The following is a 19438-nucleotide window of genomic DNA, read 5'->3' as shown; positions in this document are numbered from 1 at the left end:
TCAGTTCCACGCGGATGAATCGTTAAACCCGTTTCGGGTAGCCGATCAACGCCTCACGCCGTGTCGGAACAACAATGAATACCAGAGCCGCCAGCCCCATCGAAGATGCCGTGAAGACCGGCGATGCTGCGACCACACTCCAGGACGTACTGTTCAAGGACATCGGCCTCAAGGTCGGCGACCGCATGGTGATCGAGCCGCCGGCCAAGCTCGGCGACCAGCCGGGCGTCGTCAAGCTGATCGGCTGGGTGAACGACCTGAGCGTGCTGGTGACGATGCCCGACACGCGCCCCTGGGCCGGCCCTCCGATAGAAGGCGATACGATAGGCGTGCGCGCCTTTTCCGGCCGTCACGCCTACGGTTTCAGCACCGTCGTGGGCAAGCGCTCGGTGCGCCCCTTCGAGTACCTGCATCTCGAATTCCCGCGTCGCATTTCGATGCGGCAGATCCGCAACGCCGAGCGCATCGCCACGTCGATCAGCGCTCGCGTGATGGACGCCGACGAGCCGGTGCCCACCGTGGTCACGAACCTCAGTGCCACCGGCGCCGAAGTGCGCGTCTGGCAGCCGGGCCGCGCGGTCGGCGACAAGGTGTCGCTGGAACTGATCCTCGACATCCACAAGGTGCGCACCCGTGTCGTCGTCAGCGGCCACATCCGCAACCGCCACGAAGTGCCCGACACCGGTGAACCTGCCTATGGCGTCGAGTTCGACGACATCAATGCGCAGACGTCGGTGTTCCTGAAGAGCTACGTCTACCAGAATCTGGTCGAACAGCCGCACCGGCGGCTTTAGTCGCGGATCGGGCGCCCCTTCCCGTGGGGGCGACCTTGGCCGCAGCCGCCGCAGACCGCCGGCTTCGATGCAGGCTGCTGTCGGGGTCAAGACCCGTCCCACAGAACTCCGGCCTGGGCTCAGGTCGCGGGTCGGACACGCATCTCCCGTGGGAGCGGCCCTGGCCGCGACAGGGCCCTTGACCCGCGGCCCCGGCGAACCCTTGCAAGCGCCCGCGGTCAGCCCCATATCGACAGTTCGCACATTCAGGGGCGCCCACGCATGTACACCGACCCATCCTCCCGGCGCCTGCACGGCCGTCAGATCCACATCCAGCCCAAGGGCTTCTTCGGCAAGCTGTTCGCGATCATTGCCGCGGGCGGCCTGCTGGTGCTCGGGCTCATGTTCTCGGTGGTGATCGTCGCGGTGGCGGTGGTCGGCGGACTGCTGTTCTGGGGCGTCATGTGGTGGAAGACGCGCGAACTGCGCCGGCGCATGCGCGAGCAGATGGACAACCCGATGCAGACGCCCTTCGGCGATGTTCCGGCCAGCGGCGGCCGCGTCATCGAAGGCGAGGTCATCCGCAGCGAGCAGGATCCGGCCGGCCGCTGATTCCGGTCTTTCGGTCGGACTCAGACGCCCGGCTTGTCCTGCGTCAAGTCTTAAGGTTCATCGTGGATATATGTTTGTAGCCGTCAACCTGACGGACCGCGAACATGGCCATCCTGCTTACCATCGACGAACCGGCGACCGGCCCGGCGCATACGCCGTCGGTGGATGCCTTCCTCGAAATGGGCTTTCGCCCGCTCTATCTGGCCGGCGCATCGTGGGCGCTGGTCGCCGTCGCGCTGTGGATATTCGCGCCGCAGCTGGCGGGCGGCACGCTGGGCGGCCTCGCCTGGCACGCGCATGAAATGCTGTGGGGTTTCGTCGCCACCATCGCGGTCGGCTTCCTGATGACGGCCGGTGGCGCCTGGACCGGCATCAACCCGATCGAAGGCCGCGCGCTGGCCGCGCTCTGCCTGCCGTGGATGGTGGCGCGCGCCGCCTTCCTGCTGCCGGGCGACAGCGCGTTCCTGATCGGTGCGCTGGCTGACGTCGCCTTCTTCGCGCTGGCCGCGGCGGCGCTCGGGCGCTCCGTGCTGCTGTCGCGCAATACCCGAAACTACGCCGTGCCCTTCATGCTGCTCGCGCTCGGCGCGACCGACGCCGCCTTCCTGATCGCCACGCGGGCCGGCGACTACGCGACGCTGATGCAGCACTTCAACGCCGGCCTGCTGGTGATGGCGCTGCTTACGCTGCTGGTCGCGCGGCGCGTCATTCCCTTTTTCGCCATGCGCGCGGTGCCCGGCCTCACGGTGCCCACCCATCTGAGAAGCGGCATGGCCCAGCTGATTGCCAGTGCGCTGGCGGTGTTCGGTCTGATTGCCGGCTGGCCGCTGGTGCAGGCGGCGGCGCTCGTGGCGGCCGGCGGCATTGCGCTCGTGCAGTGGGCGAGCTGGAAGCCGTGGCGCGTGCTGCACAAGCCGCTGCTATGGATTCTTTACGTCGGCTACGTGGCGCTCGGCACCGGCCTGCTGCTGGCCGCGGCGCACGCCGCCGGCGCCGGCCTGCCGGCCGCGCTGCACGTGCATGTGATCGCGATGGGCGGCTTTTCGGTGCTCATCATCGGCATGATCACGCGTACTGCGCTCGGTCACCTCGGCCGGCCGCTCGAAACAGACCGCAGCATGGTCGCCGCCTACGCGCTGGTGATCGCCGCGGTCGTGCTGAGGCTGGCCGCACTGCATCCGTCGGCCGCGTCGGTGCATCTGCTGCACCTGGCCGCGACCGTGTGGGCGCTTGCCTTCGCGCTCTATCTGTGGCGCTTCTTCCCGATGATGATCCGGCCGCGGCCGGACCGTGGCGGGCCGGCCGCGCAGCCGGTGTCCATCACGCCTCGCAGGAGCTGAACATGCGCCTCACGACGATGACCGATTACGCGCTGCGCCTGCTGATGCACGTGGGGCAGCACCCGGAGCGGCTGTGCACCATCGCCGAGGTGGCGCAGGCCTACGGCATTTCCGAAGCGCATCTGATGAAGGTGACGCACCAGCTCGCGCTTGCCGGCTGGCTCGACACGGTACGCGGCAAGGGCGGCGGCATGCGGCTGGCACAGCCGCCCGCCGACATCCGCCTCGGTGCAGTCGTCCGCAGCGTCGAACCGGATTTCCGGCTGGTCGAGTGTCTGACCGACACGCCGCGTACCGGCTGCACGCTTGAAGGACGCTGCCGGCTCACCGCCATCGTCGATGGTGCGTTGCAGGCCTTTCTCGCTCACCTCGACGGTCATACGCTGGCCGATCTGCTGGCGCAGTCGCCGGGCAGCGTCGCGCCGCTCAGGAGGGTTTCATGACCGCGAACATCCCGACCATTGACGCCTTGCGCGCCGCACTGCACACGGTGCCCGACCCGGAGCTGGCGGAAAGCATCGTCGACCTCGGCCTGCTCAAGCACATCGACATCGGGGACGGCCGCGTCGACGTCGTGCTCATTCCTACCAGCGCGACCTGCCCGATGGGCGAGGTGCTGATCGAGGACGCGACCGCTGCACTGCGCGCCGCCTGCCCGCCCGGCTGGGTGGTGCATGTCGAGTTCGACTGGGACACCGAGTGGCATCCGGGCCGCATGAGTCCGGCATTGCAGCTACGCTTCGGCTGGTAAGAACCCCGATCATCCACGGAGCCTTCCTCATGCAGATTTCCACCTTTGACGACCTGCTCGCCGCCGCACGCCAGCAACCGGAACCGCAGCGCCTGCTGCTGGTGTTCGCCCGCGCCGAACTGCCGGACGGTGCCACCGCGGCCGAGCGCGCACGCTTCGAGGCGGGGCAGGGCGGGGCGCTGGTGCCTCAGGTCTGCGTGGACAAGTCGCCGCACGAACTGCAGGACTTCGCGGCGCTGATCGAAGAGTCGCAGCTGTTTGCGCCGGACTGGGCCATCGCCTTCGTTGCTGCGCTGTCCGGCCGCGACGGCCAGCCACCGACGGCGGCCGACGTGGACCGCGCGCTCGACCGCATGGTCGAGTCGGTCAAAGCCGGCCGGCTCGACGGCCTGATGCCGGTGGACCGCCACGGTCACGCGGTGCGGCTGGGATGAAACCGGCGCGGTCGCCGCTGTGGGGCAGGGCGGTCGCCGCCTGCGCGCTGCTGGCGGCGTTCGCGTTGCTGTCCGGCATGACCGGCGGTCTGGCGCGCCTCGGGGTGCCGCTGCCTCTGATGCCGGCGCCGGTGCACGGCGCGCTGATGCTGTGCGCCTTCTTCGGTACGCTGATTGCGCTCGAGCGCGCGGTCGCGCTGCAGCGACTGGGCGGGCTGCTGGCGCCGCTGCTGGCCGGCGTTGGCGGCGTGCTGGCGCAGGTGCCGGTGCTGCTGCCGCTGGCCCAGGTCTGCTGGGCGGCCGCTGCGGCCGGCCTTGTCGCCCTCTATATCTATGCGGGCGCCACCCGCGCCTGGTCGCTGCATCTGCTGGTCGAAGCGGGCGGCGCTGCGTGTTGGCTGGTCGGCGTGCTGCTGTGGATGCTGCACGGCGATCTTGGTGCGCTGACCCGCGGTGGCGTCGGCTTCCTCGTACTCACCATCGCCGGCGAGCGCCGTGAGCTGACGCAGATGGTGCGCCTGCCGCCGCTGGCGCGCCGGCTGTTCGTCGCCGCGGTCGCGCTGATCGCGTTCGGCGTCAGCGGCGTGCTGCCCTTTGCGCTGTGGTCGGGCTGCGCGCTGCTGGCCGTCTGGCTGCTGCGCTGGGACATCGCGCCGCGCGCCTGGCGTGCGGCTGGCTGGGCGGGTCATACGGCCCAGTGCCTGACCGTGGGCTATCTGTGGCTGTTGGTGGGCGCGCTGCTCGGTCTGTATGGCGAACTGTCGGTGGACGCCGCTCCGGTTGCCGCGACCGGGCTGCACGCGGTGCTGCTCGGTTTCGTGTTCGCCATGGTGTTCGGCCACGCCCCCATCATCCTGCCGGCGCTGCTGCGACTGCGGCCTGCCTATACCGGCCTGGCACGCCTGCCACTGTGGCTGCTTGCAGCCAGTCTGGCGCTGCGCATTGTCGCGGTGGGCGTCGGGCGGCATGATGCACTGATGGTCGCTGGCGCCGGTCACGCGCTGGCCATCCTGCTGTTTGCCGGCGTCATGTTGCGTGCGGTGAGTGCAGGTCTACATAGGAAGGAGATGCCCGCATGAGCACCCCGGACAATCTGGCCGCCTGGCGGCGCGCCGAACGGCAGCGCCTGCTGGCCGAGCGCGAGGCGGTCGAGCCGGCGCAGCGCATGGCGCGTAACGTCGAAATCACCGGCTATCTCGAAGCCGGCTTTCCGCTGCTGCAGCACATGACGGTCGGTTTCTGCTGGCCCTTCCGCGGCGAGTTCGACGCGCGTCACCTGTTGCGTTCGCTGCGTGTGCAAGGTGCGCGCGGCGCGCTGCCCGAGGTGGTCGAGCGCAAGGCGCCGCTGGTGTTCCGCGAATGGTGGCCCGGTGTGGCGACCACGCCCGGCGTGTACGACCTGCCGGTGCCCGACGACACCAATGTCGTGCAGCCGCACGCGCTGCTGATTCCGCCGGTCGGTTTCGACGCGCGCGGCTACCGTCTCGGCTACGGTGGCGGTTTCTTCGACCGCACGCTGGCGGCCTGCGCGGTGCAGCCGCTGAAGATAGGCGTGGCCTTCGAACTGTCACGCATCCCCACCATCCACCCGCAGCCGCACGATATTCCGATGGATTTCATCGTGACCGAAGCGGGCATTTTCGAAGTCGGCGTCGACGGTCTGCACGAAATCGACGTCGAAACCTGTGCACAGCGCGCGCACGCGCTGGTCGCCAGCCGCATCCTGCGCTGAACAACGGAGACCCACCCAGATGTCCGCACCTGCTGTCGCCGTCGAATCCCCTTTCGCGTCGCGCCTAGCCGCGCTGCTCGCTATGCTGGAGCGTGGTCTGGTCGAGCGCCGGCACGTCGTGCGCCTGGCGCTGCTGGCCGCGCTGGCCGGCGAGCACACGCTGCTGATCGGCCCGCCCGGCACCGCCAAGAGCGAACTGGCGCGCCGTCTGCACCGCGCCTTCCGTGACGCCCGCTACTTCGAGCGCCTGCTTACCCGCTTTTCGGTGCCGGAAGAACTGTTCGGCCCGCTGTCCATCCGCGCGCTGGAGGAGGACCGCTACGAGCGCCACACCGACGGCTTCCTGCCGGACGCCACCATCGCCTTCATCGACGAGGTGTTCAAGGCGAACAGCGCCATCCTGAACGCGCTGCTGACACTGCTGAACGAGCGCGAGTTCGACAACGGCGCCGGCCGTCAGCTGTGTCCGCTGGTCAGCGTTATCGGCGCCACCAACGTGGTGCCGGACGACGAAGTGGGCGAGGCCTTCTTCGACCGCTTCCTGCTGCGTGTGCCGGTCGGCCGCGTCAGCGCCGACGGTTTTGCCGCGCTGCTCGAAGCAGGCTGCGCCGATGAATGGTCGCCGCCGGACGAGGCGCTCGCGCTGGGCGACGAGGACCTCGGCGCGGTGTCGCTGGCGGCGCACGCAGTCGCGCTGTCGGCGCGCGTGGTCGGCGTGCTGGCTGATCTGCGCGCGCAACTGGCGGAACAGGGCACTTATGTGTCGGACCGTCGCTGGGTGAAGACCGTGTGGTTGCTGCGCGTGGCCGCGGCCGCGGAGGGCCGCGCTGAGGTCGGGCTGTGGGACCTGCTGCTGCTGCCCGCCTGCGTCGCCCCCGACGCCGAACGCCAGGCCGAGGTCGCGGACTGGCTGCACGCGCGCCTCGGTGTGCGCGAGGCTTACGCGCCGCCGCGGCTCACCCGCGTCGTGCAGGCCTTCCAGGCCCAGCTCGAAACCGAGCAGAACGCCAACGACCTCGACTACGACGAATCCGGCCGGCTGCGCTTCTCGCCGTCGGAAGTCGGTACCGAGAAGGCCGAGGAACTGGCCGGCGAGATCGGCGACGCCAAGGGCGGCGCCGGTGCGCTGCGCATGAGTTACAGCCGCCGCCGTCGCTACGGCCCGGCGCACATCGCCGCACGCACCGCGCAGATCGACGACCTGCTCGCGCGCATCGCCGCCTATGCCGAAGAACTGGCGGCCGAACGTGCCAGCCTCGCCGCCACCCGCGCCCGCACGCTGTGGCTGGACGAAGTGCTGCTTGCCCGTGTCGATGCCCACCTGGCGGCGACCGCCGCGCTGATCGCCGAACTGGCCGAGCGCGCGCGCGACGCCCGCCGCGGTTTCGAGAACCTGCCGCGGCTGTCGGCCGACGAGGCCGCGCGCTACGCCGACGTGCCGGAGCCGGTCGCTCACGAGCCGCTGGCGTGAGCACGCAGGCGCCGCTGCTGTTCCAGTCGCGCGAGGCGCGGCTGGCTGCGCTCGACGCGCTGCCGCGCACGCTGTGGCTGGGGGCGCTGACACAGGCGCAGGGCCGGCTCGAACCGCGGCTGTCGGCGCTGGTCGCGCTGCGCGCCGCGCTGATCGGCGGCTGCGTACCGCCGGCCGCCGACTGGTGCTGGCCGGCGCCCGAACTGGTCGGTGCGCTGTGCGAAACCTTCGCCGAACTCGATCTGCCGGCCTACTGCACCGGCCGTCAGGAACTGAGCGATGTGGTCGTGCAGAGCCTGCTGTTCCATATCGACTTCATCCCGGACTACCGCGACCGCGGCGCCTCCGACGCGCGGGCCACGCGTATGGCGATCGAGGCCTTCGGTTCCGACTGGCAGAACCGTCGCGGTCAGATGGACGAATTGATGGAGGTATTCGGCAAGCTGCCGGACGACGGCAAGAACGCGCGCTGGGACCTGCTGCCGGGCCTGCTGAAGTCCGAAGGCTGGCGCGAGGTGCTGCGCATCCGCCGCCTGCTGGAACGGCTGCCCGAACTGGCCGACTGCATACGCCGGCTTGGTCGTGCGCGGCCGTCCGACGAGCGCGACGACGCCAGCCGCAGCCAGGTCGAGGTGATGGACAGCGCGGTCGCGCGCCACACCGAACAGCGCACCGTGCGCGTGCCCGACATGCCGGGCGAGACGCGTGGCGTGCACCGGGCCGACCGCATCGCCCGCATGCTGCCGGCCGAATCGGTGCTGCTCGGCCATCCGGCGCTGCGCCTGGTGTGGCATGCCCGCCGCGCCGAACGCACGCTGCTCTGCTACGAGGACGACGACCGCATGACCGAGGTGCGCCACATCGACGCACCGGTGCTGCGTCCGCGGTCCGATCCGCAACCAGACCGGCGCCTGGAGATGGGGCCGCTGCTGGTCTGCGTCGATACCTCCGGTTCGATGCAGGGCGGCGCCGGCCAGGTGGCCAAGGCGGTGGTTCTGGAAGCCGTGCGCACCGCTCACACGCAGGGCCGCGCCTGCCACGTGTTCGCCTTCGGCGGCGCCGGCGAGGTGGTGGATATGCAGATCGGCGTCGACGCCGAAGGCTTGGGCCGGCTCATCCACTTCCTCGGTCAGGGCTTCAAGGGCGGCACCGACATCTGCGGCCCGCTGGAAAAGTCCATCGCCTGTCTCGAACAGGCGGCCTGGCAGATGGCCGACCTGCTGATCGCTTCCGACGGCGAGTTCGGCGCCACGCCCGATCTGGTCGCCCGGCTCGACGACGCCAAGCGCGCGCTCGGCCTGCGCGTGCAGGGCGTGCTGATCGGCGACCGTGAAACCATCGGCTTCCTCGAAGTGGCCGACCACATCCACCCGGTGCGCGACTGGCGCCGCTACGGCGACGGCGCGCGCGGCAGCGATTCACCGGTGCATACCCACCGTCTGACCGCGCTCTACTTTCCGGGCGCGCTGCGCACCGCCGAGAACCGTGACGCCACAGTCAGCGGCGAAATCGCGTCGGCTGCCGTGCGTGCCGGCCTGCGACGCGGCCAGCCGCTGCCTGCCGATCTGTTGCCACCCGAACCTTCGTCCGACGACCCGACCTCATGAGCTTCGCCACCGACTACCTCGCCCAGATCGAACGCATCGCCGAACGCATGCCGCTGCCGCGCGTGCGCGCGCTGCACCTGCCGCCGTCACGTCCGGACGAGCCCTGCCGCGACGGCGGTAGCGGCCACGCGCGCGGCGAGTTCTGCGCGCTGGAACTGGAGGACGGCAGCATAGGCCTGTCCTACGTGCTGCTCGATGACACGCTGGAGCGCCTGCGCAGTGGCCCCGGCCTCGATGATCTGAAGGGCATCGAGGCGCTGGCACTGGCGCGCCGCTACGTGAGCGGGCAGGGCGTCGATCGCACGCTGGGCTTCGTCTGCGCCAACGCGATCACCCGCTGCCTGTTCGACCGCGCTGGCTATCGTCCGGATGGCAGCAGTGACTCGATCGGCCAGATGGATCCGCAGCCCGGCGAGGCCATCGGCATGATCGGACTGTTCGGCCCGCTGGTGGAGCGCATCGTAGCCGCTGGCGCGCGGCTCACCGTGATCGAGCTCGACGAGAGCGCCGTCGGCGAGCGCGAAGGCTGGCGCGTCACCACCGACGCCGCAGCGCTCGAAGCCTGCGGCAAGGTGCTGTCCACCAGCACGCTGCTGCTCAACGACACGCTGGACCGCATGCTGGCCCACTGCCGCGCCGCCCGCTGGTTCGCCATGGTCGGCCCCAGCGCCGGCTGCCTGCCCGACGCCCTGTTCGCCCGCGGTGTGACGCTGCTCGGCGGCAGCTGGGTCGAGGACCGCGAGGCCTTCATCGACGGGCTCACGTCGGGCGACAAGGACAACCGCAAGGGCCGCAAGTCGACCAGCAAGTTTGCGCTGACCAAGGAGGGGTGGCCGGGGTTTGATGTGTTGCTGGAGCGGGCGGGCAGGTGACGTCCGTCTTTGTCCGAGCGGAGGCTGGACCTTCCGTTGGCGCCTGTCGTTCGTGCTGATCAATCAGGCGCTGCTGCGTTGAGGGATGGTGCGAGCCGTCCCGACGATTGCCAGGCTTGCGCTTCGTCCAATCTGCTTGTCGGCGGGTTGCGATCAAGCCAACGACAGGCTGTACGTCAACGAAACTCGCGTGTATGCCATACGCGCAAGATCCAGACCGTCTGATCGGTCGTGATTTCGTAGCGCAGTTCGTAGTCGCCGATGAGGATGTAGCGCACTTCGCGCGGCTCGAACTCGGGCAGCTTCGTGCCGATGCGCGGCTGCGTCAGCAGGATGTCCGGACCTGCGCTCAGACGCTGGATCACGCGGGCAGCGGCGCCCGGATTCACCGGCCGCAGGAAAGCGTGCAGCCGTTGCAGGTCGCCGAGCGCCGCGCGCGCCCATCTGAGGGTCATTCAGGCAGTTTTCCGGGCAGATCCGTGCCGAGGGTCGCCGCCCAGGCCTTCACGTCGTCGTGGCTCACGGCATTCCCGGTATCCACGTCTGCCATCGCTTCCAGCGTCAGGCGGTGGCGCTCGGTTTCGCGCTCGACGTAGGCGGCAAGGGCCTGTTTCACCACCCAGCCGCGCGAGCGCTCAAGCCTTGCCGCCAATTCGTCCACCTGCTCCGCCAGCGCAACGGGCAGGTGAGCGGTCATTACTCGGGTGTCTGCTGAAGCCATGAATCACTCCCAATCACTTTCAATCAAATTAGTCTCGACCGGGGCTCTTGTCCATCCCCTGTCGGATTTCTTTGCACCCGGCACCGTCGATGTGCATGAAGGTCTGGCGCCCGGCGCACGACCGGGCAGATTTCTCGAAGCCGGTCCGATGTCGATCTACGCGCAATGCATGGACAGGCGGCCATAGGCCTGTGTCCGGCGGCGCCAAGTGGCTGAGTGCAAAGGCGTCTTGGGCTCCGGCCCGTCTCTGTGCCATCTCACGCGATTTCCGGCTTTTCTGCCTGCCGCCGCCACCCCTCGGCGCTTCATGCACGAAGGAATGTCTCTTGCTCCGGCCTCGCCGGGCGAAACATCCTTCGCCGCACTGATCCGGAGATCACAAAAATGAAAAAACGGGGTCGTCACCTCCTCGCGCTTGCGCTGTCCTGTAGCAGCTTCGCCGCTGTTGCGGCCGACTCGCTGGTGTGGTCGGAAACCTTTCAACGCTTCACGCCGAGCTTTACCTTCGTCGGATCGATCAATGCCGCGACCGTGCCGGGTGGCGCGTCGAGCGCTCTGGTGACCGACCAAACCCGCGTGAAGGGGCCGAATGGCGTCGAGTTCGTCGGTGGGCGCCTGTGGTGGCCGGACCAGCAGCTGAATCGCGTCGTATCCATGCTGCCGGACGGCACCGGCTTCAAGACCTACAACATCGCCGGCGCCTACGACGTCGACGTGCAGGGCGGCATGCTCTATGTGACGCGACAGAACTCGGGCGACATCCTGAGGCTGGATCTGTCGCTGAACTTTCCGCCGGCGACGACCGTAGTCAGCGGCCTGAGCTCGCCGTTCGCGATCGACGTGACGGCCGACGGCATGTTCTGGAGCCAGGTCGGCACGTCGAATCGGCTGATGCGCTCGAATCTCGATGGCTCGGGAGCGCAGACGCTGCTCACCGGCGTGAATTCCTACGATTTCGAAGTGACCGGCGGCTACATCTACCTGACCACGACCGACGGCTTCGTCAAGCGCGCCAACCTCGACGGCAGCGGTCTGACCACGCTGGCCAGCGGGCTCGGTTTCCTGAATGGCATCGACGTGACCGACGACACCATCTACGTGTCGGCGCTCAACGGGGTGACCACGCTGCCCAGCGGTACTCAGACCTTGGGCGCGGGCCGCATCTTCAGCATGGGGCTGGATGGCAGCGGCGCGGCGGAAATCCTGCGCGCGCAGGAAATCTACGACCGCGACCAGCCGTTCAGCCCGTCGCAGGTGCGCGGCGTGGCCGTGCTGGCGGTGCCGGAGCCATCCACGTACGCGATGCTGCTCGCCGGGCTGGGTCTGACGGGGCTGGCCGCGCGCCGTCGCCGTTGCGGCTGACGCGGATGCCCTAATGTCGATGTCGCCGCTTTCCGCCACAATCGTGCATCACGTGCTGCGAGGGCGCGAACGATGAAGCAGGCGGTGGTATTGATACACGGCATCGGTGAGCAGAAGCCGATGGACACGCTGCGCGGCTTCGTCGACAGCGTGCTCGATCCGCCCGAGCCGGGTGAAGAGGCGTTCTGGAGCAAGCCGGACCCGCTGTCCGACCTGTTCGAGCTGCGCCGCCTGCAGTCGCGCGGGCGCAGCGGTAGCACGCATTTCTACGAGTACTACTGGGCCTACAAGGTCGAAGGCACCTCGTTGCAGGCGGTGCTGGCTTGGCTGTGGAGCCTGATCTGGCGCAGTACGCGGGGGCTTCCGCATTCGGCGCGCACGCTGATCTGGATGGCACGGCTGTCGGTCGGCGGCCTGTTCGCATTGCTGGCGACAGGCGTAGCGCCGCAATGGGTGTCCGCGCTGCAGGCGATGTCGCCCGGCGACTGGCGCTGGCTGACCGCGGCGGGCCTGTGGTTGGTGCTGCAGGGCGGGCTGATCCACTACCTGGGCGATGCGGCGCGCTATCTCAGCCCTCGTCCCGGCAACATCCGACTGCGTCGCGCCATCCGCGCCGACGGCACCCGCCTGCTGCAGGCGCTGCACGAGCGGGGCGAATACGAGCGCATCATCGTCGTCGGCCACAGCCTGGGCAGCGTGATCGGCTACGACATCCTGAATGCGTGGTGGCAGCGCTGCCACGAAGAACTGCCCGGTCTGACGGACGAGACGGTCCGTGCCTTCGTGCGTGACGCGCTGAAGGGCGACGGACCGCAGCCGGTGCTGCGCTCGGATCTGTCCGCGCTCGGCGAGGCGCTGCGGCCGGACAGCGATGCCACCGCGCTGGACGCCTTCCGCGAGGCGCAACTGGCCGCCCAGATGGAACTGAGAAAGCTCGGCCATCCGTGGCGGGTGACGGACTTCATCACGTTGGGCAGCCCGCTCACGCATGGGGCGCTGCTGCTGGCACGGAGCAGCGAGGAGTTCGCGGCACGCAAGCGGCAACGCGAACTGCCGACCTGCCCGCCGCAGCGGGATGACAAAGGCTATGCATATGGCGTGAAGCCACCGGTCGATATCGGTGCCGGCAAGAAGTTCACGCCGCTGCTGCCGCACCACGCGGCACCGTTCGCCGTGACGCGCTGGACCAATCTGTACGCGCCGGTGCGCTGGGGTCTGTTCGGCGACATCGTCGGCGGTCCGCTCGCCGGTGTGTTCGGCTGCGGCATCCGCGACATTGCCGTACGCATCGGCGGGTGGCGGGGCTGGACGGTGGCGGCGCATACCGCCTACTGGCGCAGGACGACGCCAGAATCGGGGGCCGCGGCGAGCGCAGGTTCGGCTTTGAAGGTCCTGGTCGATGTGCTCGCCTTGCGCAAGCTGCGACAACTGGTGGCCGATCGGACCGGGGCCACGCCGAAGCCGGCGGAGCAGACGTCCGACGTCGACGCGAAACCTTAGAATCCGAAGACCGCGCCGCCGTTGCCTAAGCGTGCCGCTACGGTGAGCGATCCCGCAACTTCAATCCCTGTCATGCCGAGCCCGTCTGATGAGTGATCTGTTACCGCTCCCCTCCATCGACCCCGGTCGCTACCGCCACTACAAGGGCGGCGAGTACGAGGTCGTTGGCGTCGTCCGTCACAGCGAGACGCTGGAGCCCATGGTTCTGTATCGCCCGCTGTACAACGATTCGGGGCTGTGGGTGCGGCCCTACGACATGTTCGTCGGACTGGTCGAGATCGACGGCGTGCCGCAGCTGCGCTTCGAGCGGCTGCCGGACTAGATCGAATCCGGTCATCATGCGGGCTGGATTCCAGGAGCCCGCATGATGCAGATCGAAGCCGCCACACCCGAGGACATTCCCGCGCTGTGCGCACTGCTGTCCGCGCTGTTCGCACAGGAAGCCGAGTTCACGCCCGACACCGCCGCTCAGGCGCGCGGGCTGGCGATGATCATCGGTGACCCGCGCGTCGGCAGCGTGCTGGTCGCGCGACGCGATGGAGAGGTCGTCGGCATGGTGAATCTGCTGTTCACCGTATCGACCGCGCTCGGCGAACGCGTCGTGCTGCTCGAAGACATGGTGGTCGCGCCATCCGTCCGCGGCGCAGGTGTGGGCAGCGCATTGCTGACCGCCGCCATCGACTTCGCACGCGCCCAGCGCTGCCCGCGCATCACCCTGCTGACCGACCGCGTCAATGCGGACGCACAGCGCTTCTACGCGCGCCATGGTTTCACCGCGTCGGACATGCTGCCGATGCGCCGGGTGGAAGGCTGAGGGCCGTGTTGTTGTGGGCGCGACCTTGCTCGCGATCCCGGCCTGGATCTGAGTCGGGGGTTGGCCGATGCCGCATCGCGACCAGAGGTCGCTCCCACGAAAAGCACGCCCGCCTCGTCGTCTGGGGGAGCTTCCTGTGGGAGCGAGCTTGCTCGCGATAGCGGCCTGTATCGAGGCGCCGGACGCCGTCCCTTGAGGCAGGTGGTCGTCTAGCCGCGCGCGTGCGACTGCACCCAGCGCACGATGTCGGCGGCGCTCATCGCGCCCGCCTGTCGGGCGACCTCGACGCCGTCACGGAACAGCATCAGCGTCGGAATGCTGCGAATGCCGAAACGCGCGGCGGTCTGCCGCGCGGCTTCGGTATCGACCTTGGCGAAGCGCGTCTGCGGCAGCTGTCGGGCGGCGGCTTCGAACTGCGGCGCCATCATGCGGCACGGGCCGCACCAGTCGGCCCAGAAGTCGACGACGACCGGCAGTCCGGTGCGGCCGATGTAGGTGTCGAAGTTCGCGTCGTCGAGCGCGAAGGGCGCAGCTTCAAGCAGCGGCGCCTTGCAGCGCGCGCAGACCGGGCCATCGCCCAGACGCTCGTCGGGAATGCGGTTGGTGGCGCTGCACTGCGGACACACGACATGCATGGTCTTGCCCTCGGAAGGATGTCGGGCAGCAGATGGGGGTGACGTCGGTGAATCCAAGCCCGAGCCGTTGCGACGGGAGACGCGCCCGATCTGCCTTCGAAGCGCGGGCGAGGTTTTGTGGGAGGGGTCTTGACCCCGACAGCGGGCCTGTATCGAAGCCCGCGGACCGCAGCGGCTGCGTCGCGGCCAAGGCCGCTCCTGCAGGGGGCGCCGGACTCACGGCATGAGCCCGGGCCTGGGTTCTGTGGGAGGGTCTTGACCCCGACTGCAGCCTGCATTGAAGCGAGCGAGCGGCAGCGGCCGTGTCGCGGCCAGAGCTGCTCCTCCAAGGGAGGGCCGTCGTCGGTCAGCGGTCGCGCCTCAGAGGCTGGCCGCGTGCGGGCGCCCACGCTCGCGCGCGCTCTGACAGCCGACGCACAGCGCAGCCTGCGGCTCCGCCTGCAGCCGGGCGAGCGGAATGTCGGTGCCGCATTCGGCGCACAGACCGTAGCGACCGTCGGCCAGACGCCGCAGCGCAGCGTCGAGCGCGGCCAGTTCGACCGTTTCGAGATCGGTCATCGCCAGGTCGATCTCGCGGTCGGCACTGCGCTGTGGCGCATCGTCGCCGTCCTGCAGCAGCACGTCGCGCGCATGTTCGACGCGTGTGCGGCCCTGCAGTTGCGCCTGGATGTGGGCGGTGAGCGCGTCGCGACGCGCGCGCAGACGGCGCTCCAGCTGCTCGCGGTCGGCCTGGGTAAGCGGGGTGTTCACGGTGTCGTCCTCCTTGTACCCATGCTGTCACCGGCGTGCGCGAGTGGCGTTGATCGGTGTCAATGGCGCCGGTCGCATCGCCCTGCACGGCGACCGACGGCCATTCCGGAATCATCGATCCGGATGCGCTATCGTCACGTCGTCCGCGCCATTCCGTCTCCTGCCATGACCGACTCCGCACTCGACGTCGCTGCCCGCATCGCACGCGGCGACAGCACGGCCATCGACGAGCTGGAGGTCTGCCTGGCGCGCATCCGCCAGCACAATGGCGACATCAATGCGGTGGTCACTCTGGACGAGACCCGCGCCCGCGCCGCGGCCCGTGCCGCCGACGCGCGCCGCGCCGCGGGTGGGGCGCTGCCGCCATTGCTGGGCGTGCCGATGACGGTCAAGGATGCGTTCGCGACGGCCGGCCTGCGTACGACGGCCAGCCACCCGCCGCTGGCGCACTACGTGCCGGCGACCGACGCGACCGTCGTCGCGCGCCTGAGGGCGGCCGGCGCGGTGCTGGTCGGCAAGACCAATCTGCCCGAACTGGCCGCCACGCCCCAGTGCTGGAGCCCGCTGTTCGGGCCGACACGCAATCCCTGGGACACGCGGCTCACGCCGGGTGGCAGTTCCGGCGGCAGTGCGGCGGCGGTGGCGATGGGCTTTTCGTACATCGACCCGGGCAGCGATATCGGCGGCTCGATCCGCATACCCGCTGCCTACTGCGGCGTGGCCGGACTGAAGGCGACCGAGAACCGCATCCCGCGCACCGGCCACATCCCGCATCTGCCAGGCGGCCGGCGCAGCGTGCGTCACCTGCTGTCCTTCGGCGCGCTGGCACCGGCGGTGGCCGACCTGCAGACCGCGCTGGCGGTGCTCGCCGGGCCGGACGGGCTGGACGTCGAAGTGCCGAGCGTGCCGATCCAAGCGGTGACGCCGCCCGCGCGGCCGCTGCGTATCGCCTGGTGGGACGAGTTCGGCGACCTGCCGCTGTGCCAGCGTACGCGCGCCGCCCTGGCGCGCACGGTGGCGACGCTGCAGGCGGCTGGCTGCGTGGTCGAGCGGCGCTGCCCGGAGGGCTTCGACGTACGCAAGGCCTGGCAGGCCTACGGCTGGATCGCCGGCACCGAGATCGGGCTCGGCATGCCGGCGCTGGCGCGTCGGCTGCTCGCGGTGATGGGCCGCTTCGTCACGCGCGACCAAGCGGTCGCGCACGCCTTCGTGCAGGGGCTGGCGCTGGACGCGCAGCGCTACAGCCGCGCGCTGAACATGCGCGACCGCCAGCTGCGTGCGCTCGAAGGCCTGCTCGAGAGCTGGGGCTGCTGGCTGTGCCCGGTGGCGAGCACGGTCGCGTATCCGCAGACGGAACTGGTGTGGTGGCGCCGTCCGCCGGACATCGTGGTCGATGGCGCCCGCCTGCCTTTCGTCGAAGGTGCCATCGGCATGGTGACGCCGTTCTCGCTGACCGGCAGCCCGGTGGTCGTGTTGCCGGCCGGCGTCGAGGACGGCCTACCGGTCGGCCTCCAGTTCGTCGGCCGGCGCTGGCAGGATGAAGCGCTGCTGGCGACCTGCGCGGACATCGAGCGAGTGCTCGGCGCGCGTCCGGTGCCGCCGCGGGCGCTTACCACCGACCGATGGACTTGATGTAGGCCACCAGTTCCCAGATCTCTTCCTGCGTGAACACCTCGCCCCAGGGCGGCATCGGCGTCGCGCCCTTGCCGCCGTCGCGTATGGTGTTGAACACGTATTCCGCCTCCAGCCCCTCGCGCTCGATGAACAGCGCCGGCTTGTGGCCGTGGCAGTAGTCGGCGCAGGTCGACTGGAAGCGGCTCTGACCGGCCTTGATGCGGGCCGGGTCGGCGAGGTCGAAAGGGGCGGGGCCGGCGGGCGCCGCGCCGTCGGCTGCCTTGTCCGGCAGCACGGCGTTGAAGGCCATCGCTGATGCCATGCAGCTCATCAGTGCTGCGAAGGTGAGTTTCCGTATATCCATGAATCCGTTCCGGGGAGTGCGTGTTTTCGATGACCGTGCCGCGCGCGTCGGCGCGACACGGTCCGGACGCAGGCCGTGCCGCGTCCTGCTTCAGTCGACCTGGACGGCGACCAGTTCGGCCGGCAGGCCGGCGCCGCCGATCGGCACCACGACGTACTGCTTGCCGCCGGCGCGGTAGGTCATCAGTGCGCCAAAGGCGGCACCCGGCAGCTTCACCTCGCCGAGCACGTCACCGGTGCGCGCGTCGTGCGCGTACAGGAAGGGCTCCTTCTCTTCCGCGGTCGCCTGCGTGATCAGCGCGTTGCCGCGTGACGACAGGCCGAGCACCGAGTTCGTCCCTTCCGGTGCGAGGAAGAGCACGTCGTCGGTCAGCGCGATGAAGCTTTCGCGCGGCACACCGACGCGGTCCAGCTTCAGGTCCTTGATCGCCGGGTGATCGACCGGGCCCTTGCCGGCCGGCACGCGCCACAGGTGCTTGCCGGTGTTCATGTCGATCGCGGTGACGGTGGAGAAAGGGGGCTTGAACAGCGGCAGACCTTGCGGACCGCCGACGCCGGCCCAGGTGCCGGTGTAGTCGTACACGCCCTCGTTCTCCTTCTTCAGCTTGATGCCGAAGGGGATGGTGAAGGACGGCACGTACAGCACATTGGTCTTCGGGTTGTGCGCGGCGCCCGCCCAGCTGGCGCCGCCGAGCACGCCCGGTACCTGCAGCGTGCCGGCCTTGTCGGTGGTCGGCGGGTAGTACAGCGGGCCGTAGTTGTAGCGCGACAGGATCTTCTTCGCCTCTTCCTTCAGCTGCGGCGTCAGATCGATCAGGTCGTCCTCGCTCACGCCCTGCTGCACGAAGGGGGCGGGCAGACTGGGGAAGGGCTGGGTCAGCGACGACCGTTCGCCCGGCACGGTGGACTGCGGCACCGGCTTTTCGGTGATCGGCCACACCGGCGCGCCGGTGCTGCGGTCGAAGGTGAATACGAAGCCCTGCTTGGTCACCTGCGCCAGCGCCTTCACCTTCTTGCCGTTGACCGTCAGGTCCATCAGGTTGGGTGCGGTCGGCAGGTCGTAGTCCCAAAGGCCGTGGTGCACGATCTGCTGATACCAGGCGATCTTGCCGGTCTTCGCGTTGAGCGCGACCACCGATTCGCCGAACAGGCCGTTGCCCTTGCGGTGGCCGCCGTAGAAGTCGTTGGTCGGCGTCGAGAAGGGCAGGTAGACCAGGCCCAGTTCCTCGTCGCAGCTCGGGCGCGCCCACATGTTGGCCGAGCCGGTGGTCTTCCACGAACCGTCTTCCCAGGTTTCGTTGCCCGGCTGGCCTTCCTGCGGCGGCTGCTCGAAATGCCACACGCGCTTGCCGCTGCGGATGTCGAAAGCCTGGATGTCGCCCGGCGGGTGGTTCTTCATCGGCGCGCGACCGACCGCGAAGGAGTCGAGCACGGCCAGGCTGGGCACGATGGTGTTGCCGCAGACGATGGGCGGCGAAGTGAGGGCAACGAGCGAGCGGTCGACGAAGCGGCGCAAACCCTTGGTCATGTCGATGCGACCCTTGTCGCCCCAGGATTCGATCGGCTTGCCGGTCTTCGCATTCAGCGCGATCAGGTAGCCGTCGCCGGTGCCGACCAGGATGCGTTTGTCCTCACCGTCCGCCCAGTAGGACAGGCCGCGGCTGATGAAGCCCAGGTTGGGCGGTGTGCCTTCGACATAGGCCTTGGGGTCGTAGGTCCACAAGGTCTTGCCGGTCTTGCCGTCGATGGCCGATACCATGGACATCGGCGAGCTGGAGTACAGCACGCCGTCGATGGCCAGCGGCGTCGACTGGTTCACCCAGGTGCGCAGTTCGGCGTTGTCCTGCCACACCTTGTTGTCCGGCATGGCCCAGCGCCAGGCCACCTTCATCGACTTCACGCTCTGCGCGTTCACCTTGCCGCCGGCCAGATAGCGCGAGCCGGCCTTGTCGCCGTTGTACTCGGTCCAGTTGCCGTCGCCCGCGGCGGCCGTCGCCAGCGGGGCGGCGCCGAGCATGATGGACAGCCACAATGTCTTCCTGGCTGCGCGGGGAAAAGCGCCCGCGGAATTCAGCATCGCCATGTTT

The 19438-nt window shown here is 69.1% G+C and carries 22 protein-coding genes; 16 read left to right on the top strand and 6 right to left on the bottom strand.

Annotation, left to right across the window (positions count from 1 at the left end):
• The first annotated feature begins 74 nt into the window (after nucleotides 1-74).
• From WJU27_RS12125 to WJU27_RS12075, 11 genes are all read left to right on the top strand, one after another.
• Complete coding sequence (locus tag WJU27_RS12125) at nucleotides 75-794, top strand: flagellar brake protein (RefSeq protein ID WP_020163475.1); 720 nt, start codon at nucleotides 75-77, stop codon at nucleotides 792-794.
• A 261-nt stretch (nucleotides 795-1055) separates the two neighbouring features.
• Entirely contained in the window at nucleotides 1056-1385 is a 330-nt protein-coding gene (locus WJU27_RS12120; RefSeq protein WP_341422282.1) for a hypothetical protein, read from the top strand.
• Between the two features lie 104 nt (nucleotides 1386-1489).
• Entirely contained in the window at nucleotides 1490-2725 is a 1236-nt protein-coding gene (locus WJU27_RS12115; RefSeq protein ID WP_341422281.1) for an NnrS family protein, read from the top strand.
• Between the two features lie 2 nt (nucleotides 2726-2727).
• Entirely contained in the window at nucleotides 2728-3168 is a 441-nt protein-coding gene (locus WJU27_RS12110; protein WP_020163478.1) for an RrF2 family transcriptional regulator, read from the top strand.
• Nucleotides 3165-3476, top strand: coding sequence for a metal-sulfur cluster assembly factor (locus WJU27_RS12105; protein ID WP_304001078.1), 312 nt, complete (start codon nucleotides 3165-3167; stop codon nucleotides 3474-3476). The genes WJU27_RS12110 and WJU27_RS12105 overlap by 4 nt, the downstream gene beginning before the upstream one ends.
• A gap of 29 nt (nucleotides 3477-3505) precedes the next feature.
• A complete protein-coding gene (locus WJU27_RS12100) occupies nucleotides 3506-3910 on the top strand; it encodes a ribonucleotide reductase subunit alpha (protein WP_341422280.1) in 405 nt (134 codons plus the stop codon).
• A complete protein-coding gene (locus tag WJU27_RS12095; RefSeq protein WP_341422279.1) occupies nucleotides 3907-4989 on the top strand; it encodes a hypothetical protein in 1083 nt (360 codons plus the stop codon). The genes WJU27_RS12100 and WJU27_RS12095 overlap by 4 nt, the downstream gene beginning before the upstream one ends.
• Nucleotides 4986-5642 (top strand): 5-formyltetrahydrofolate cyclo-ligase, encoded by a 657-nt coding sequence (locus WJU27_RS12090; protein ID WP_341422278.1) that lies wholly within the window; start codon nucleotides 4986-4988, stop codon nucleotides 5640-5642. Before WJU27_RS12095 ends, WJU27_RS12090 begins: the two co-directional genes overlap by 4 nt.
• Nucleotides 5643-5661: 19 nt before the next feature.
• Entirely contained in the window at nucleotides 5662-7113 is a 1452-nt protein-coding gene (locus tag WJU27_RS12085) for an AAA family ATPase (RefSeq protein WP_341422277.1), read from the top strand.
• On the top strand, nucleotides 7110-8720 hold the full coding sequence (locus tag WJU27_RS12080) for a VWA domain-containing protein (RefSeq protein ID WP_341422276.1): 1611 nt from the start codon (nucleotides 7110-7112) through the stop codon (nucleotides 8718-8720). The genes WJU27_RS12085 and WJU27_RS12080 overlap by 4 nt, the downstream gene beginning before the upstream one ends.
• Nucleotides 8717-9592 (top strand): Rossmann-like domain-containing protein, encoded by an 876-nt coding sequence (locus WJU27_RS12075; RefSeq protein WP_341422275.1) that lies wholly within the window; start codon nucleotides 8717-8719, stop codon nucleotides 9590-9592. The genes WJU27_RS12080 and WJU27_RS12075 overlap by 4 nt, the downstream gene beginning before the upstream one ends.
• Before the next feature lie 176 nt (nucleotides 9593-9768).
• Here the strand turns inward: WJU27_RS12075 and WJU27_RS12070 are convergent, their stop codons facing one another.
• Nucleotides 9769-10047, bottom strand: coding sequence for a type II toxin-antitoxin system RelE/ParE family toxin (locus WJU27_RS12070; protein ID WP_341422274.1), 279 nt, complete (start codon nucleotides 10045-10047; stop codon nucleotides 9769-9771).
• Nucleotides 10044-10313: a CopG family ribbon-helix-helix protein gene (locus tag WJU27_RS12065; protein ID WP_341422273.1), complete on the bottom strand. Its 270-nt coding sequence runs from the start codon at nucleotides 10311-10313 to the stop codon at nucleotides 10044-10046. The genes WJU27_RS12070 and WJU27_RS12065 overlap by 4 nt, the downstream gene beginning before the upstream one ends.
• Before the next feature lie 384 nt (nucleotides 10314-10697).
• Here WJU27_RS12065 and WJU27_RS12060 point away from each other — a divergent pair, with 384 nt between their 5' ends.
• The 4 genes from WJU27_RS12060 to WJU27_RS12045 all read left to right on the top strand — a co-directional run bounded on the left by WJU27_RS12060 (nucleotide 10698) and on the right by WJU27_RS12045 (nucleotide 13989).
• Complete coding sequence (locus WJU27_RS12060) at nucleotides 10698-11675, top strand: PEP-CTERM sorting domain-containing protein (RefSeq protein WP_341422272.1); 978 nt, start codon at nucleotides 10698-10700, stop codon at nucleotides 11673-11675.
• Between the two features lie 72 nt (nucleotides 11676-11747).
• Nucleotides 11748-13175: a hypothetical protein gene (locus tag WJU27_RS12055; protein WP_341422271.1), complete on the top strand. Its 1428-nt coding sequence runs from the start codon at nucleotides 11748-11750 to the stop codon at nucleotides 13173-13175.
• Between the two features lie 88 nt (nucleotides 13176-13263).
• Nucleotides 13264-13497 carry a DUF1653 domain-containing protein gene (locus WJU27_RS12050; protein ID WP_341422270.1) on the top strand — a complete coding sequence of 78 codons (234 nt, stop codon included), beginning with the start codon at nucleotides 13264-13266 and terminating at the stop codon, nucleotides 13495-13497.
• A 42-nt stretch (nucleotides 13498-13539) separates the two neighbouring features.
• Nucleotides 13540-13989 (top strand): GNAT family N-acetyltransferase, encoded by a 450-nt coding sequence (locus tag WJU27_RS12045; protein WP_296809081.1) that lies wholly within the window; start codon nucleotides 13540-13542, stop codon nucleotides 13987-13989.
• Between the two features lie 209 nt (nucleotides 13990-14198).
• Here the strand turns inward: WJU27_RS12045 and trxC are convergent, their stop codons facing one another.
• Together trxC and WJU27_RS12035 are read right to left on the bottom strand one after the other, a co-directional pair.
• Complete coding sequence (gene trxC / locus WJU27_RS12040; protein ID WP_296809083.1) at nucleotides 14199-14624, bottom strand: thioredoxin TrxC; 426 nt, start codon at nucleotides 14622-14624, stop codon at nucleotides 14199-14201.
• Between the two features lie 360 nt (nucleotides 14625-14984).
• Complete coding sequence (locus tag WJU27_RS12035; protein ID WP_341422269.1) at nucleotides 14985-15374, bottom strand: TraR/DksA family transcriptional regulator; 390 nt, start codon at nucleotides 15372-15374, stop codon at nucleotides 14985-14987.
• A gap of 165 nt (nucleotides 15375-15539) precedes the next feature.
• Between WJU27_RS12035 and WJU27_RS12030 the strand changes: the two genes are divergently transcribed.
• Nucleotides 15540-17006: an amidase gene (locus tag WJU27_RS12030; protein ID WP_341422268.1), complete on the top strand. Its 1467-nt coding sequence runs from the start codon at nucleotides 15540-15542 to the stop codon at nucleotides 17004-17006.
• Here WJU27_RS12030 and WJU27_RS12025 read toward each other — a convergent pair.
• Together WJU27_RS12025 and WJU27_RS12020 are read right to left on the bottom strand one after the other, a co-directional pair.
• The gene (locus WJU27_RS12025; protein ID WP_341422267.1) at nucleotides 16984-17352 is read right to left on the bottom strand and encodes a c-type cytochrome; all 369 of its coding nucleotides are present in this window, start codon (nucleotides 17350-17352) and stop codon (nucleotides 16984-16986) included. The genes WJU27_RS12030 and WJU27_RS12025 overlap by 23 nt on opposite strands.
• 90 nt (nucleotides 17353-17442) lie before the next feature.
• Complete coding sequence (locus WJU27_RS12020) at nucleotides 17443-19428, bottom strand: pyrroloquinoline quinone-dependent dehydrogenase (RefSeq protein ID WP_341422266.1); 1986 nt, start codon at nucleotides 19426-19428, stop codon at nucleotides 17443-17445.
• Between the last annotated feature and the right edge of the window lie 10 nt (nucleotides 19429-19438).

It is taken from the genome of Methyloversatilis sp. NSM2, from assembly GCF_038066675.1.
In the GTDB taxonomy this organism is placed as follows: Bacteria; Pseudomonadota; Gammaproteobacteria; order Burkholderiales; family Rhodocyclaceae; genus Methyloversatilis; species Methyloversatilis discipulorum_A.
The sequence above is the reverse complement of the archived record's forward strand: the minus strand, read 5'-3'. Positions and strand labels throughout refer to the sequence as shown.

Coding starts and splice junctions, on each gene's coding strand:
- WJU27_RS12125 (WP_020163475.1), top strand. CDS start 75: ATGAATACCAGAGCCGCCAGCCCCATCGAAGATGCCGTGAAGACCGGC.
- WJU27_RS12120 (WP_341422282.1), top strand. CDS start 1,056: ATGTACACCGACCCATCCTCCCGGCGCCTGCACGGCCGTCAGATCCAC.
- WJU27_RS12115 (WP_341422281.1), top strand. CDS start 1,490: ATGGCCATCCTGCTTACCATCGACGAACCGGCGACCGGCCCGGCGCAT.
- WJU27_RS12110 (WP_020163478.1), top strand. CDS start 2,728: ATGCGCCTCACGACGATGACCGATTACGCGCTGCGCCTGCTGATGCAC.
- WJU27_RS12105 (WP_304001078.1), top strand. CDS start 3,165: ATGACCGCGAACATCCCGACCATTGACGCCTTGCGCGCCGCACTGCAC.
- WJU27_RS12100 (WP_341422280.1), top strand. CDS start 3,506: ATGCAGATTTCCACCTTTGACGACCTGCTCGCCGCCGCACGCCAGCAA.
- WJU27_RS12095 (WP_341422279.1), top strand. CDS start 3,907: ATGAAACCGGCGCGGTCGCCGCTGTGGGGCAGGGCGGTCGCCGCCTGC.
- WJU27_RS12090 (WP_341422278.1), top strand. CDS start 4,986: ATGAGCACCCCGGACAATCTGGCCGCCTGGCGGCGCGCCGAACGGCAG.
- WJU27_RS12085 (WP_341422277.1), top strand. CDS start 5,662: ATGTCCGCACCTGCTGTCGCCGTCGAATCCCCTTTCGCGTCGCGCCTA.
- WJU27_RS12075 (WP_341422275.1), top strand. CDS start 8,717: ATGAGCTTCGCCACCGACTACCTCGCCCAGATCGAACGCATCGCCGAA.
- WJU27_RS12070 (WP_341422274.1), bottom strand. CDS start 10,047: ATGACCCTCAGATGGGCGCGCGCGGCGCTCGGCGACCTGCAACGGCTG.
- WJU27_RS12065 (WP_341422273.1), bottom strand. CDS start 10,313: ATGGCTTCAGCAGACACCCGAGTAATGACCGCTCACCTGCCCGTTGCG.
- WJU27_RS12060 (WP_341422272.1), top strand. CDS start 10,698: ATGAAAAAACGGGGTCGTCACCTCCTCGCGCTTGCGCTGTCCTGTAGC.
- WJU27_RS12055 (WP_341422271.1), top strand. CDS start 11,748: ATGAAGCAGGCGGTGGTATTGATACACGGCATCGGTGAGCAGAAGCCG.
- WJU27_RS12050 (WP_341422270.1), top strand. CDS start 13,264: ATGAGTGATCTGTTACCGCTCCCCTCCATCGACCCCGGTCGCTACCGC.
- WJU27_RS12045 (WP_296809081.1), top strand. CDS start 13,540: ATGATGCAGATCGAAGCCGCCACACCCGAGGACATTCCCGCGCTGTGC.
- trxC (WP_296809083.1), bottom strand. CDS start 14,624: ATGCATGTCGTGTGTCCGCAGTGCAGCGCCACCAACCGCATTCCCGAC.
- WJU27_RS12030 (WP_341422268.1), top strand. CDS start 15,540: ATGACCGACTCCGCACTCGACGTCGCTGCCCGCATCGCACGCGGCGAC.
- WJU27_RS12025 (WP_341422267.1), bottom strand. CDS start 17,352: ATGGATATACGGAAACTCACCTTCGCAGCACTGATGAGCTGCATGGCA.
- WJU27_RS12020 (WP_341422266.1), bottom strand. CDS start 19,428: ATGCTGAATTCCGCGGGCGCTTTTCCCCGCGCAGCCAGGAAGACATTG.